This window comes from Microbulbifer maximicatervae (SeqCode) (genome assembly GCF_052468155.1).
Genome location: NZ_CP174335.1, coordinates 3,585,278 through 3,598,197 on the forward strand (window position 1 = coordinate 3,585,278; position 12,920 = coordinate 3,598,197).

General features: G+C 49.6%; 13 protein-coding genes and 1 riboswitch. Of the genes, 12 read left to right on the forward strand and 1 reads right to left on the reverse strand.

Going from position 1 to position 12,920, the window contains the following annotated elements; all coding sequences use genetic code 11:
* Positions 1-121 precede the first annotated feature (121 nt).
* Positions 122-439 (reverse strand): BlaI/MecI/CopY family transcriptional regulator, encoded by a 318-nt coding sequence (locus ACJJIY_RS15320; protein ID WP_445354060.1) that lies wholly within the window; start codon positions 437-439, stop codon positions 122-124.
* A gap of 192 nt (positions 440-631) precedes the next feature.
* Between ACJJIY_RS15320 and ACJJIY_RS15325 the strand changes: the two genes are divergently transcribed.
* From ACJJIY_RS15325 to ACJJIY_RS15380, 12 genes are all read left to right on the forward strand, one after another.
* Positions 632-1,123: a hypothetical protein gene (locus ACJJIY_RS15325; protein WP_445354061.1), complete on the forward strand. Its 492-nt coding sequence runs from the start codon at positions 632-634 to the stop codon at positions 1,121-1,123.
* 27 nt (positions 1,124-1,150) lie between these two features.
* Entirely contained in the window at positions 1,151-2,572 is a 1,422-nt protein-coding gene (locus ACJJIY_RS15330; protein WP_445358236.1) for a sodium:solute symporter family transporter, read from the forward strand.
* Positions 2,573-2,886: 314 nt separating this feature from the next.
* A riboswitch (cobalamin riboswitch) is annotated at positions 2,887-3,034 on the forward strand.
* A 103-nt stretch (positions 3,035-3,137) separates the two neighbouring features.
* Positions 3,138-4,994 carry a TonB-dependent receptor plug domain-containing protein gene (locus ACJJIY_RS15335; protein ID WP_445358237.1) on the forward strand — a complete coding sequence of 619 codons (1,857 nt, stop codon included), beginning with the start codon at positions 3,138-3,140 and terminating at the stop codon, positions 4,992-4,994.
* A gap of 36 nt (positions 4,995-5,030) precedes the next feature.
* Positions 5,031-5,645 (forward strand): cob(I)yrinic acid a,c-diamide adenosyltransferase, encoded by a 615-nt coding sequence (cobO, locus tag ACJJIY_RS15340; protein ID WP_413662193.1) that lies wholly within the window; start codon positions 5,031-5,033, stop codon positions 5,643-5,645.
* 12 nt (positions 5,646-5,657) lie between these two features.
* A complete protein-coding gene (locus ACJJIY_RS15345; protein ID WP_445358238.1) occupies positions 5,658-7,166 on the forward strand; it encodes a cobyric acid synthase in 1,509 nt (502 codons plus the stop codon).
* Entirely contained in the window at positions 7,163-8,185 is a 1,023-nt protein-coding gene (locus tag ACJJIY_RS15350) for a FecCD family ABC transporter permease (RefSeq protein ID WP_445358239.1), read from the forward strand. The genes ACJJIY_RS15345 and ACJJIY_RS15350 overlap by 4 nt, the downstream gene beginning before the upstream one ends.
* Entirely contained in the window at positions 8,185-8,967 is a 783-nt protein-coding gene (locus ACJJIY_RS15355; protein WP_445358240.1) for a heme ABC transporter ATP-binding protein, read from the forward strand. Before ACJJIY_RS15350 ends, ACJJIY_RS15355 begins: the two co-directional genes overlap by 1 nt.
* Complete coding sequence (cobU, locus tag ACJJIY_RS15360) at positions 8,960-9,508, forward strand: bifunctional adenosylcobinamide kinase/adenosylcobinamide-phosphate guanylyltransferase (RefSeq protein ID WP_444928000.1); 549 nt, start codon at positions 8,960-8,962, stop codon at positions 9,506-9,508. Before ACJJIY_RS15355 ends, cobU begins: the two co-directional genes overlap by 8 nt.
* 18 nt (positions 9,509-9,526) lie before the next feature.
* The gene (gene cobT, locus ACJJIY_RS15365; RefSeq protein ID WP_445358241.1) at positions 9,527-10,573 is read left to right on the forward strand and encodes a nicotinate-nucleotide--dimethylbenzimidazole phosphoribosyltransferase; all 1,047 of its coding nucleotides are present in this window, start codon (positions 9,527-9,529) and stop codon (positions 10,571-10,573) included.
* A complete protein-coding gene (locus tag ACJJIY_RS15370; protein WP_445358242.1) occupies positions 10,563-11,168 on the forward strand; it encodes a histidine phosphatase family protein in 606 nt (201 codons plus the stop codon). Before cobT ends, ACJJIY_RS15370 begins: the two co-directional genes overlap by 11 nt.
* Positions 11,152-11,985, forward strand: a complete 834-nt coding sequence (cobS, locus tag ACJJIY_RS15375; RefSeq protein WP_445358243.1) for an adenosylcobinamide-GDP ribazoletransferase — start codon at positions 11,152-11,154, stop codon at positions 11,983-11,985. The genes ACJJIY_RS15370 and cobS overlap by 17 nt, the downstream gene beginning before the upstream one ends.
* A gap of 30 nt (positions 11,986-12,015) precedes the next feature.
* Entirely contained in the window at positions 12,016-12,909 is an 894-nt protein-coding gene (locus ACJJIY_RS15380; protein WP_445358244.1) for a cobalamin-binding protein, read from the forward strand.
* Positions 12,910-12,920: the final 11 nt, after the last annotated feature.

The following is a 12,920-nucleotide window of genomic DNA, read 5'->3' on the forward strand; positions in this document are numbered from 1 at the left end:
ACGCCGGATCAAACCTTTTATCAATAGAACTAAACCAATTAGAAAAGTGATTTTAACTGATGTTTAATATAGCCACTCAATAATTTTTCTTCTTCAGTTTGTTTGCAGTTTCTTTTAACTCTTATGTTGATATCTTTTTATGCTGGGCGAAGTGTGCAAGCAGGGGAGCCATTTTGCCATTGAAAAAATGTGACAGGGGTCTGTTAGTTTCCCCCTCAACAAGTTCATCCCTCGAAATAGCAAGAGAGTAAAAATAGCGTCTGCCATCTTTGCTTCTCTCAAGAGTTATCTTGGTTGCAAGCCTGTTCAGTATCGGTTTTACAGTATTTGGATGCCAGTCAGGCGTTTCTTGTGCCCGTTCAATAATCCGTTCTACTGTAAGAGGGTGACCTTTCCAGAGTGCTTCAAGGATTACTTGTTCAGAGGTCGAAATATTCATGATGTTAAGGATGACTGAAAATTTAGTCTTGCAGGCTACATGTGTAGTCTATTGTGGTTAAGTTTTGATTAAGTAGGGGTAAGAGATGTAAACCTTCTTGTAGTGGGCTTATATTGAAGAGGATTGCATCTGAATGGCGCTTTAGTAACTTAAATTCTGCTTGATGGGGCTGGCCTAAAGGCTATTGTGTAGATGCGGCTAAAAGAAAGTGAAGTGTTGATATATATGCCAGCGCGGTTGCAAATGCTTTATTCCGTTAATTTTTATACAAAAGCTTCGTTCGTGTTTTTTGGGGTAATATTATGTTGTGGCGCGATTTGTGATGAGGGAAAGCTGACGCTTAAACCATATCAGCAGTTGTCAACTGAAGGCTTTTTTGATTTTCAGTGGCAGGGGGTAAGTCAAAATACGACTTACATTTTACAGCTTAGTTTAGACAAAGAATTTAGTGATATAGAAAGGACCTATTCGCTACCTAAAGAAGGTGAAGTTGCCTTAAGTGGTTTTGAGAGTGGCTACTATTATTTCAGGTTGGCAGGTCAGGAAGGGAGGTATTTCAGTAACGTGGTAAGCGTTGATGTAGTCCATAGAAATATTGTGGTTGCATTAATTCTATTTGCCACTGGAGCTTTTCTTTTTTTGATATTAATTGTTTCTATATATTGCTCAGGGTGGATTAGATAATAGTTACATTTAGATCGGATGGGGTGTATGACTGCAATTTCTACAACTACAGCATTGACAATTCTAATCATCCTTGGGGGAGGGTGGATACTGATGGGTTGGTGGCTTGGAAGGAAGAGCATATCACTTGAAGAGTATATGTTGGCGGGGAGAAATGTTGGTTTTGCTTTGGCCTCTTCTACGGCTCTCGCAACCTGGATAACCAGTAATACAACTTTGGTTGCTCCTCAACTAACCTATCAGTTTGGGGTTTGGGGGATGTTAGGGTATTCAATGGCGGCAACAGGGTTGATACTTTTTGCCACTCTGGCAAAGCGAATCCGGCGGTTGATGCCTCGTGGATTTACCTGCGGTGACTTTTTCAGATTGCGGTATGGACGTTTTGCCTGGGGCGTTTTTCTTATAGTTTCGATTTGTTATGCATTAGGTTGGATGGTCAGTTTAGGTATGGCTGGCGGAGTGTTGTTATCTGCTCTAAGCGATTTGGGGTACGCGCTAGGGGTGACAGTGATTCTTGTTATTTGTGTGTTCTACACAATGCTGGGCGGGCTTAAGGCAATCATCGCTACTGACTTTATTCAGGCTGTTGTAATATTGCTTGGGTTGATTATTGTTGGTTATGCCTGCATTGATAAGTTGAGCTTGGAGTCAATTTATTATGCCCTAGAAGATCTGAGTCCGCAGCTCTTAAATTTAATTTTCCCGGCGGCTATTATGTTCTTTTTTAATAGTCTTTTTTTTGGGGTCGGTGAAATATTCCACTCCAATGTCTGGTGGTCTCGGGCCTTTTCTTTCAAAAGCGGTGTTGGGGAGAAGGCCTTCTTACTTGCCGGTTTTTTGTGGTTTCCCATTCCTATTACAGCAGGGTTTGTTGCTCTGGTCGCTCCGCTTATTGGTGTTTACCCGCCTGTAGCAGATATGGTTGGACCGTTAATTGCTGCGAGTATCTTGGGGGGGGTCGGTGCAGCAGTAATTTTTGTTGTTGTTTTTGCTGCAATTGCGTCAAGCTTAGACTCTTTGCTTGCTGCAACAAGTGATTTGCTAACAAAAGATGTTTATGCAGGAATGATTAACTCAAAACTGGATGATAGGGGGTTAATTGTTGTTAAAAAAATATTTATATTGGCCCTTGGATTTTTTACATGGATAGTCTGCTTGCCTAGGATATCGACTTTGGGTGAAGTTCTGAACTTCATCAGTGCATTCGTTTCCAGTACCATTTGGCCTATTGTATTTGGGCTTTATTACATGCGACTGCCTGGCTGGGCTGCCAGCATGGCGATGATTTTGGGTAGCACCATTGGACTTACTGCCTATTTTTTAATTGGATTCTACGTGGCTGCACTAGTCTCAACCGGAGTTTCATTGATCGTGTGCTTGATTGGGGTTCTGTCAAATAAAAATAAGTTTGATTGGGTATGCCTGAAGGAGAGAGATAAAATCGCTTAACGGAACTATGATAATCAGTCTTGGTTATTTCCAACTTATTATTGTTATTGCATTTGTCGCCACATCTATGGCGCCATTTATCCTATTGCTTTTGCTGGTTATAGACTGGCTAAAAGGGAGGGTATGGTAACAAGGAAGTTTGCACTTGATTGTGTTGCGGTCTTTAGGAGGCGTCGATATCTAGGGTGGCTTTTGTTAACGTGTGTCTTGTCTAGTCCCGCTTTAGGTATAGCTGTCTTGTTAAAGATTTTTTCCCTAATTACTGTTCGTTTTTTGTAAGCCCTTGGTTGACTTTCCGGTACCTTTCCACTAGTTTCGCGACCACGATTAGAGGTGCCTTCTGCCCTGAATTGGCTGAGAAGGTTAAACGGGAAGTCCGGAAATCCGGCGCTGCCCCCGCAACGGTGATCCACCTGTATTCTGAGTGGTAAGCCCGATACCGGCCTCTTTTCTAAACACGATGGAGCGGAGGGCTACCATCTTGCAATACGATCTTTCGCGCTTCGGCGTGCCGCATTGCTATTCCTCCCTCGATCCCATGTGCTTTTGTCTTAGGGGTTGAAACTTGAAAAAATCTATATTGAGCCTGGCTGTACTGTCAGCCGTGAGCGCGCCGTCTTTTGCTGAATCCACTGTTACCGAATCTTCAATTCCGGACCTGGAAACCGTGGTTGTTGTGAGTTCCCGTCAGGGCGAGCCGCTGCGCCAGGTAGCTACTTCAGTAACTGTATTGGATGAAGAGCAGCTAAAAGAGCGGGGATTGGTGTCCCTTGCCGATGTTCTGCGCAGTGTGCCTTCTGTGTCTGTTACCAATACAGGGGGTATGGGCAAGACTACCTCCTTAAGGGTGCGTGGAGAATCTGGTTTCAGAACCTTGGTCCAGGTAGACGGTATTGATATTTCTGACCCAACCGGCCTTCAGGCCGGTGCTCATATTGAACATATTATGAGCAGTAATTTACAGCGTGTGGAACTGCTGCGTGGCCCGCAGGGAATGCTCTACGGGGCCGATGCCGGTGGAGTGCTGGATATCTCAACTCGTCGCGAAGATCAAGGACAGCGCTTTGAGCTGTCTGCCGAGGGCGGTAGCTTCGATACTGAACGCTACAATGCCAGCGCTAGCGGAGCCAATGAAGCACTGGATTATTTTATTTCTGCAGCGGCGGCAGAAACCGATGGTTTTAATACCAGTAGTTATGACACGGAATTGAGAGATGACGACGGTTACGATAATGAAACCTTGCATGGCCGTGTAGGTTGGAATATTTCTGAGCAGTGGCGACTTGAGGCTGTGGCGCGGGATACCGATGCTTCAGGTGAGTATGATCGCTGCGGCTGGCCCTCTCAGGATGATTGTAACTTTGATTTCAGCCAGGAAAGTGTTCGTGTCAGCTTAGCTCATAAAGGCGAAGATGGTCAGCAGGAGTTGGCTTATACGCGTTCTGATTTGCAGCGTACCTATATCAGTGAAGGCGTGCCCTTTTATGAAGCGGAAGGTGATATCGAAAAGTTGAACTTCACCGGTTCCTACGGGTTTAGTCGCGAACATGGAATGGTCTACGGGGTAGAGCATCGTGAAGATACTTCGGGAGACCTGGATCGGGATCAGTGGGCAGTTTATTCCGAATATCAGGGAAGCTATGCCGATCAGGCTTATATCACCCTTGGCCTTCGCCATGACAATAACTCTGATTTTGGCAGCTACAACAGCTTCCGCGCCAGCTCAGCCTATTTATTTGAGGATGTTGCCAACGGTACGGTAAAAATAAAAAGTAGTTACGGCACTGGCTTCCGTGCCCCGAGCTTATATGAAGTTGACTACAACGCTACCGCATTCGACTGGTTAACTTTTACTCCATTAGAGTTGCCGTCTCTTAAGCCGGAAGAGAGCCGAGGCCTGGATCTTGGTGTTGAATACTTTGGTGAAAACTCTCTCTACCTGGAGTTCGTACTGTTTAAACAGGTCATTGAGAATGAAATCGGATTCGATATGGTCGACTACACAGGTTACCTGCAAAGCAGTGGAGAAAGCGTGTCCCAAGGTGCTGAGTTTGTTGCCGAAGCGCAATTGACTGACAGTCTATTGCTCTCTGCCAATTACACCTACACCGATGCTGAAGAAGCCGATGATTCTCCCCGAGCCCGCAGTCCCAAGCACTTGGCGAATCTCGGCTTCACTTATAAGCCTACTAGTGACTTGAGCCTTGTTATGAACCTGCGTTCCAGTGCGGATGTGGTAGATAGCGATGGCTCTTCGCTGGATGATTATCAAGTGCTGGATGCCAGTGTCCGTTATCAGCTGAACAACGCCACGACGGTATTTGTTCGCGGTGAAAACCTTACCGACGAAGATTATGTGGAAGTCACTGGCTATAACACTGCGGGCCTCGCCGGTTATGCTGGTGTGGAATTCAGCTTCTAAAGCACTTTCTTTTATAGGTTCTTGAACGAGGTGGCCATGTCGGAAGACGAGCAAAAACGAAATGCCAAGCACAAGCAGGCAATGCAAAAACACAAGGAGAAGGTTGATGCCAACATTGCAGCAGCCGATATCCAGCGTGGAGTTGCTGTCCTGCTCACCGGAAATGGCAAAGGGAAGTCGAGCTCAGCTTTCGGCATGGTGATACGCGCACTGGGTTACGGGCAGAAAGTGGGTGTAGTGCAATTTATTAAAGGCGCACAGCAATCTGGGGAAGAGCTTTTCCTTAAAAACCATTGCCCGGAAGTTACTCTCTATCAAATGGGTACTGGCTTTACCTGGAATACTCAGGATCGCACCAGTGATATTGCTGCTGCAGAGAGAACCTGGGCAGAGGCAGAAAAAATGCTCACCGATACCACCTATGACTTAGTGGTGTTGGACGAACTCACTTATATGCTCGCTTACAAATACTTAGATGAGTCCAAAGTATTGGAGACTCTGGCCCAGCGGCCACAGGAACAGAGTTTGGTGGTAACTGGTCGAGGTGGTGGTAGTGCGCTACAGGAGCTAGTGGATACGGTATCTGAAGTGAAAGATGTTAAGCATGCTTTTAAAGCGGGCATCAAAGCCCGCAAAGGCGTAGATTACTAGGTTGTTTTCACTATGTCCGTGTTGATGGTTCAGGGCACGACTTCCGATGCTGGCAAGAGTACTTTGGTGGCCGGGCTCGCTCGTTACTTTTCCCAGCGCGGAGTCAGTGTCGCACCTTTTAAGCCGCAAAATATGGCACTCAATAGTGCCGTTTCGGTGGATGGTGGTGAGATAGGGCGGGCACAAGCGCTGCAAGCCCAGGCCTGTGGGATCGACCCCCACAGCGATATGAACCCGGTGTTACTTAAGCCCGCTTCAGATACCGGGGCTCAGGTTATTATCCAGGGTAAAGTGTTGGGGAATATGCAGGCGCTGGATTACCACCACTACAAAGCCACCGCGCAAAATGCAGTGCTGGACTCCTTCGCACGGCTCGATGATCAATATGAGCTGGTGTTAGTTGAAGGGGCTGGCAGCCCGGCAGAAATTAACCTGCGGGAAAACGATATTGCCAATATGGGCTTTGCCGAGGCTGTTGATTGCCCGGTTGTACTGATTGCTGATATCGATCGCGGAGGCGTGTTCGCCCACTTGGTAGGCACCCTCGAATTGCTGTCTTCCTCAGAGCGAGAGCGTGTCGTTGGTTTTGTGATCAACCGCTTTCGTGGCGATCTGCAATTACTTCAGCCGGGGCTCGACTGGTTAGAGGAGTATACCGGCAAGCCAGTTCTCGGAGTCTTACCTTATCTCCATGACCTATACCTTGACGCGGAGGATGCCATTAGCACCCAACAGAGCGGTGCTGATGCTCGATTGAAAGTGGTAGTGCCGGTATTGCCGCGCATAAGCAATCATACAGATTTTGATGCGCTGAGGTTGCATCCGGATATCGATCTGCAATTTGTCAGTGTCCGTGAACCAGTCCCACAGTGCGACTGGATTATTCTTCCCGGCAGTAAAAATGTGCGGGCAGACTTGGCTTACTTAAAAGAAAACGATTGGCCTGCACAGTTGGATCGGCATCTGCGCTATGGCGGCAAACTAGTGGGTATTTGCGGTGGTTTGCAAATGCTGGGGAGCGAGGTACAGGACCCGGATGGGGTAGAGGATACCCCGGGCAACGAACCGGGCTTGGGTTATCTGGATTTCACAACTCGATTGCAACCAGTCAAAGCACTGAAAAATATTACCGGCTTTTTAGCTTTGGAAAATGAAGTAAAAGAAGCTACTCCTGTTCAGGGCTATGAAATCCACTGTGGTATAACAGAAGGTGTAGCTCTGCAAACTCCGGCGGTATATATCTGTGATAAAGACGGAAATTCCAGGCCTGATGGTGCAATAAGTGCTGATGGACAGATATTCGCGACCTACGTGCATGGGCTGTTCGATTCACCCGAAGCGCTGAGCGCACTTTTTGCCTGGGGTGGGTTGAAAGACTCTACGCCGTTGGATGTGGGTGAACAGCGGCAGCAACAATTGGACAGGCTGGCTGAGACTATTGCCGAGAATATCCAGGGAAACTGGCTCGAGCAATTTGAGGGAACCAGGGAGACGGCAGCGCTGCAAGAGGGTACCCAGTGACTGTTACCCGTATCAAAGCATTAAATATTGCCTGGTGGTTACTGCCTGCAGCACTTGCCCTTAGTTTTTCTGCTGCCGTTGCTATAGGTGCAGTGTATCTCTCACCCTCACAACTATTTGCCGCGATCAGTGGCCAGGGCGATGGTGGACTCGCTGGGGATATTGTTCAGGCAATACGATTACCGAGAGCGACGTTGGCGGCTGGAGTGGGGGCTGTGCTCGCCATCTGCGGGGCAATGTTACAAGGCTTATTTCGAAACCCTCTAGCTGACCCATCCCTGATTGGTGTTACCGCAGGGGCTTCTCTCGGTGCTTGTTTGGCCATCCTGCTAGGAGCGGAGGTTGCCGCTGCGTTTGGGAGTTTGCCCGTTGTATCCATAGCTGCTTTTTTCAGCGGCCTTTTAGCGGTGACACTGGTCTACAAAGTGGCGAAAAGTATTAATGGCACTTCCGTGGCCACCATGTTGCTAATGGGGATTGCCGTTACCGCTTTTTCCGCAAGCCTGATCGGGCTAATGGAGTACTTTGCCGATAATGACACCCTGCGCCGTATGAGCCTGTGGCTTATGGGAGGGCTGGATGCAGCGAGCTATCCTCGCGCTTTTCTGGTTTTGGCCGTGCTGGGCGCTTTGCTTGCCAGTATGTCCCGCTTCGGCACCTCACTAAATGTTCTTTTATTGGGAGAATCCCAGGCGCGGCACCTCGGTATTGATGTGGAGCGGGTAAAAACCCGTTTGATAGTGCTTGTTGCGGCGGGAGTGGGCACTTCGGTTGCAGTAGCCGGTAGTATTGCTTTTGTGGGGCTGGTAGTGCCCCATATAGTGCGTTTGTGGGTAGGGCCTGATCACCGGCAGCTGCTGCCGCTTTCTGCCCTGGCTGGAGCCAGTTTATTGCTAGTTTCCGATACCCTGGCGCGAACCATTATTGCCCCGGTGGAGATCCCGGTAGGGCTGATCACCGCACTGATTGGGGTGCCTTTCTTTGTTTCCTTGTTGCGTAAAAGCAGGGGGGCAATTTAATGGCTCTGCTGCAGGTGGAGGGAGTTACGGTTAGTGTCGATAATCGGCCGCTGTTGCAAGATATCAACCTGGAGGTAGATGTCGGCGAGCTGGTTTGTGTGATTGGCCCCAATGGCGCGGGGAAGTCGACCTTGCTGCGTGCCCTTTGCGGTGCAGTCAGGATGGATTCCGGGCAGGTCCACTTTAAAGGTAACTCTTTTTCAAAGTTGTCCGCCCGCAATCGAGCCAGGCAAGTTGCCGTCCTGCCGCAAAATAACCCGCTGACATTTGCCTTTACCGGGCTGGAGCTGGTCGCCCTCAGTCGAACTCCGCATTCCACCGGCACTGACCGGGACGGAGAAATCTGCCTGGAAGCCATGGCTGCGCTGGATGTTAGTCATTTGTCTGAGCGCCTGTACCCAACATTATCTGGCGGCGAGCAGCAGCGCTTGCAATTGGCTCGGGTGATGGCCCAGATCTGGCGGGCAGAGGATGGGGGAGAGCGGCTCCTCTTATTAGATGAGCCCGCTGCCAGCCTGGATATTGCACACCAATATGGAATGATGAGAGCGGTAAGAGACTTCGCGCGAAGTGGCGTAGCTGTGGTAATGACAGTCCATGATCTGGCCCATGCCAGCGGCTATAGCGACAGAATCCTCGCCTTAAAGCAGGGGCGCAGTATGGCCTACGGAAATCCAGAGGATGTATTGACTGCGGAGAATATGCAGCAGCTTTACGGCTACAGTGTCACGGTGATGCCACACCCCGTAACCGGTCAATCCCTGGTGATTGCCGATGTCTAGCACCAGTGGTGTACATCTGGTACTAGGAGGCGCACGCAGCGGAAAAAGCCGGCTCGCGCAACAGCGCGCGGAGCAGTGGCTAAGCAGCAGTAGCGATGGTGGACTTACCTACCTGGCAACGGCTACTGCGGGCGATCAAGAAATGTCTACCCGTATTGCTCGACATCGGGAAGATCGGGATCATCGCTGGCAGACCCTGGAAGAACCTACTGCACTGGCCGAGGCTCTGGTTACAGCTCCTGAGTCCCATTGTGTACTGGTGGACTGCCTCACTTTGTGGTTGAGCAACTGTCTTCATCAGGGCGTTTGGGAGTGTGAGCAAGAGGCGCTTCTGCAATGTATCGATCAGAGGCGTACTCTCGCTAACGGTAATACCCCACCTTGGATTTTTGTCAGTAATGAAGTCGGTTCGGGTATTGTGCCCCTTGGGCAGTTATCGCGGGAATTTGTGGATGCGGCAGGTTGGCTTCATCAGGCATTAGCCGAGCGAGCTGATAGCGTCACCTTGGCAATTGCAGGTTTGCCGCTCACTGTAAAGTAAAATTACCTGAAACTGATAATGATGATAGATGAACTCAGTTGGCTCGATAAGCCTGCACCAACCCCGGACCAGAGTGCTCGCAATGCCGCGATTGCCCGCCAGGAGCAATTGATTAAGCCGCAAGGCGCGCTCGGTCGGCTCGAGAGCATTGCCGTGGATTTCGCCGGATTCCAGGGGAGGGAGCAACCCCTACTGAATAATTTGTCGGTGCGCGTATTCGGTGCTGATCACGGTGTTGCAGCCCAGGGAACTTCCCGATTTCCTCAGGCCGTCACTTCTGTAATGCTGAAACTATTTTGCGAGGGTGGGGCGGCTATTAATGTGTTGAGCCGCGAGCAGAATGCTGACTTTGCCGCAATTAATCTGGGTTGTGTGGTCCCCGCTGAACACCCCGACCTGATTGATGAAGTTATAGCTCCCTCTACTGCGGACTTCTCCCAAGGTAATCCCGCTATGACCCAAGCGCAGCTGGCTCTTGCTCTTGATGCCGGTCGCCGCCAGTCTACCGATGCAGATTGTTTTATTGGCGGAGATATGGGTATTGGCAATACCACTTCCGCCGCTGCCATGTTTGCCGCCCTTTTTGAGCTAGAGGTTGGCAGCATTACGGGGCGAGGAACAGGTATCGACGATGCAGTGCTCGCCCGCAAGGTGGAACTGATCGAATCTGCCTTGGAGCAGCACCGGGCAGCGCTGGGCTCGCCACTTGCTATTCTGCAAACTTTTGGTGGCTTTGAGATTGCAGCCTTAACGGGAGCGTTTGTCGCCAGTGCCCAGCGAGGTGTCCCTGTATTGGTTGATGGTTTTATGGCGACTGCCGCGGCAGCTATTGCCGGTGCTATTAATCCATCAGTGAAGCCCTGGTTGCTCTACGCCCATCTCTCTGACGAGTCTGGTCACAAACTGGCCCTCGAGTGCCTGGGGGTGAAGCCATTGCTGAGCTTCAATATGCGCCTTGGCGAGGGCACAGGTGCAGTGTTGGCCATAAGTATTATCAAGCAAGCGCTGAGCCTGCATAACAAAATGTTCACTTTCAGTGAGGCAGGAGTGCCAGTTGCGGATTGATCTTTTACGACACGGTGCCTGCGAAGGTGGAAATATTTTTCGCGGGCAGATCGATGTGCCCCTAACCAGTGAGGGTAGGGAGCAGATGTTGCGAGGGCTTGCCGAGCTCGATGACTCCTGGGACCGGATTATTACTTCACCCTTACAACGCTGCCAGCGCTTTGCTGCCCAGCTTGCCCGAGAGAAAAAGCTGCCGATAACTGAAGTTCCTGATATCCGGGAAATTGGTTTCGGGGACTGGGAGGGGCAGTCAGTCGATAAGATCTGGACTGAGCAACGAGCACTGTGTGAAGCTTGGGGGCGTGACCCGGAAAAGCACGCTCCGCCGGGAGGCGAGCCCTTTCCCACATTTCGATCCAGAGTTCTTCAAGCTATTGATAATCTAGCCCAGCAATACTCGGGAGAGTCCCTGCTGCTTATTACTCACGGTGGCGTTATCAAGTTGTTGCTCGCATATGCGAATAACTGGCTTCCAGTCAAAATGATTTCACTGCAAGTTAATTACGGGTTTGCCGCATCGCTGAGATACGACTCGGACAATAAGACCTTTACCGTTTCCTACCCAGAGCAGTCAGCTTATGTTTATTGCCCGTAAGTTGTACAACCTATCCCAAGCATTTCTGTATGCGCTGGTATTTCTTACCCGGCTGCCGGTGGCGGGCTTGCTGCGGGAGGTGGACAAGGAAACGGTGAAGCGGTCGATATATTTTTACCCCCTGGTTGGAGTGGTGATTGGTGTACTGTTATCCGGAGCCGCCTACCTTCTGGCCCCTTTAGGTACTCAGTTACAAGCCGCAATACTATTGGGTTTCTGGGTGGTCCTGACAGGTGCACTACACCTCGACGGCCTTGCTGACTGTACTGATGCCTACTTTGCTGGACATAAGTGTGCCGATCCTGAAGAACAACGTCAGCATATTCTGAGGGTAATGCACGATCCCCACTGCGGCTCTATTGCGGTAGCGGCTGTTGTTGTTTTCCTACTGATAAAGTTCGCTGCAATAGCAACCCTGCTAGAGCTAATAAACCCGGTAACAAAAGATGCTTGGGTCTATCTGCCGTTAGTGCTCTCACCTATGTTAGCCAGGGCTGCGGCCCTGGCTTTAATGGGAATTTCACAATACGCACGTGTTGAAGGCCATGTACCGCCCACTGGCTCCGAGCGCCGATGGGACCTATTGCCGGTAGTTGCAATCGTAGTTGCTATTGGATGTTTAGCGGCGCCAATACCCATTGCCATAGGCATCGTCTGTAGTTTGATTGGCCTGGTTTTATTCTGGCGTCGCCTGTGGGATAAGGCTATTGGTGGTTATACCGGCGATTGTTTGGGCGGTTTGGTCGAGATAAGTGAGTTGTCGATATTGATTTTATGGGTGGCAGTGGTTGCCAATGTGAGTTACGGAGCTGTTTAGAAGCTCCTTAGTTATAGTCGAGTTAAAGAGATGTCTCGAAGCAGTATTGTCCGTGTTGTTTTAACCTTGAACCTGTTATTGGTGAGTAATACTTGGGCGGATGATTCCGTGCGGGTAAAAGATGCCCGTGGCCAATGGGTTGAACTGCCTGTACCAGCAGAGCGTATTGTTGCGCTAGCGCCAAATATCGTGGAGAACTTTTACAGTGCCGGGGCAGGGGATAAGCTAATTGCTGCGGTAAGCTACAGTGACTACCCCGAGCAAGCCAAGCAATTACCGGAGATAGGTAACTATAAAGCTGTAAATTATGAAAGTTTACTATTGCTAAATCCTGACTTGATTGTTGCCTGGGGATCGGGAAATGGCGATCAGATGATTAATAAACTGGAGGATCTCGGTTTTACAGTTTTCGTATCTGAATCTCACACTCTTGAAGATATCGCTGCGAATGTAAAGCGCTTCGGTACACTTGCAGGCACAAGTGACTATGCAGATAAATCTGCCGGAGAGTGGCTTGAGCGACTGAATCAAATACAGCATAGCCACAAGGACCTGGATTCAGTCAGTGTTTTTTATCAGGTTTGGAATGAGCCTCTGCAAACACTTAGTGGCGACCACCTGATTAGCGATGTTATTCAAACCTGTGGCGGCCGTAATATATTTGCCGATGCATTGGTATTAGCACCGAAGATTAGCATTGAGTCTGTACTGGATAGAGACCCGAGAGTAATTATCGCCAGCGGAATGGGGGAGGAGCGGCCAGATTGGTTGGATGCCTGGGAAGCATACCCAAGAATTAATGCAGTTAAAGAGGGAAACCTGTTTCATGTACCACCGGATATCATCCAGCGACATACTTTCCGGGTGCTGGATGGTATGGAGATGGTTTGTGATGATTTGAATCGGGTGAGAAAAAGCGGTTAGTTTTTCTGCTT

Excerpts from the sequence above, each read along its gene's own strand:
- cobS (WP_445358243.1), top strand. The coding sequence starts at position 11,152 with ATGTTTATTGCCCGTAAGTTGTACAACCTATCCCAAGCATTTCTGTAT.
- ACJJIY_RS15325 (WP_445354061.1), top strand. The coding sequence starts at position 632 with ATGCGGCTAAAAGAAAGTGAAGTGTTGATATATATGCCAGCGCGGTTG.
- ACJJIY_RS15320 (WP_445354060.1), bottom strand. The coding sequence starts at position 439 with ATGAATATTTCGACCTCTGAACAAGTAATCCTTGAAGCACTCTGGAAA.
- ACJJIY_RS15345 (WP_445358238.1), top strand. The coding sequence starts at position 5,658 with ATGTCCGTGTTGATGGTTCAGGGCACGACTTCCGATGCTGGCAAGAGT.
- ACJJIY_RS15330 (WP_445358236.1), top strand. The coding sequence starts at position 1,151 with ATGACTGCAATTTCTACAACTACAGCATTGACAATTCTAATCATCCTT.
- cobO (WP_413662193.1), top strand. The coding sequence starts at position 5,031 with ATGTCGGAAGACGAGCAAAAACGAAATGCCAAGCACAAGCAGGCAATG.
- ACJJIY_RS15380 (WP_445358244.1), top strand. The coding sequence starts at position 12,016 with ATGTCTCGAAGCAGTATTGTCCGTGTTGTTTTAACCTTGAACCTGTTA.
- cobT (WP_445358241.1), top strand. The coding sequence starts at position 9,527 with ATGATGATAGATGAACTCAGTTGGCTCGATAAGCCTGCACCAACCCCG.
- ACJJIY_RS15355 (WP_445358240.1), top strand. The coding sequence starts at position 8,185 with ATGGCTCTGCTGCAGGTGGAGGGAGTTACGGTTAGTGTCGATAATCGG.
- cobU (WP_444928000.1), top strand. The coding sequence starts at position 8,960 with ATGTCTAGCACCAGTGGTGTACATCTGGTACTAGGAGGCGCACGCAGC.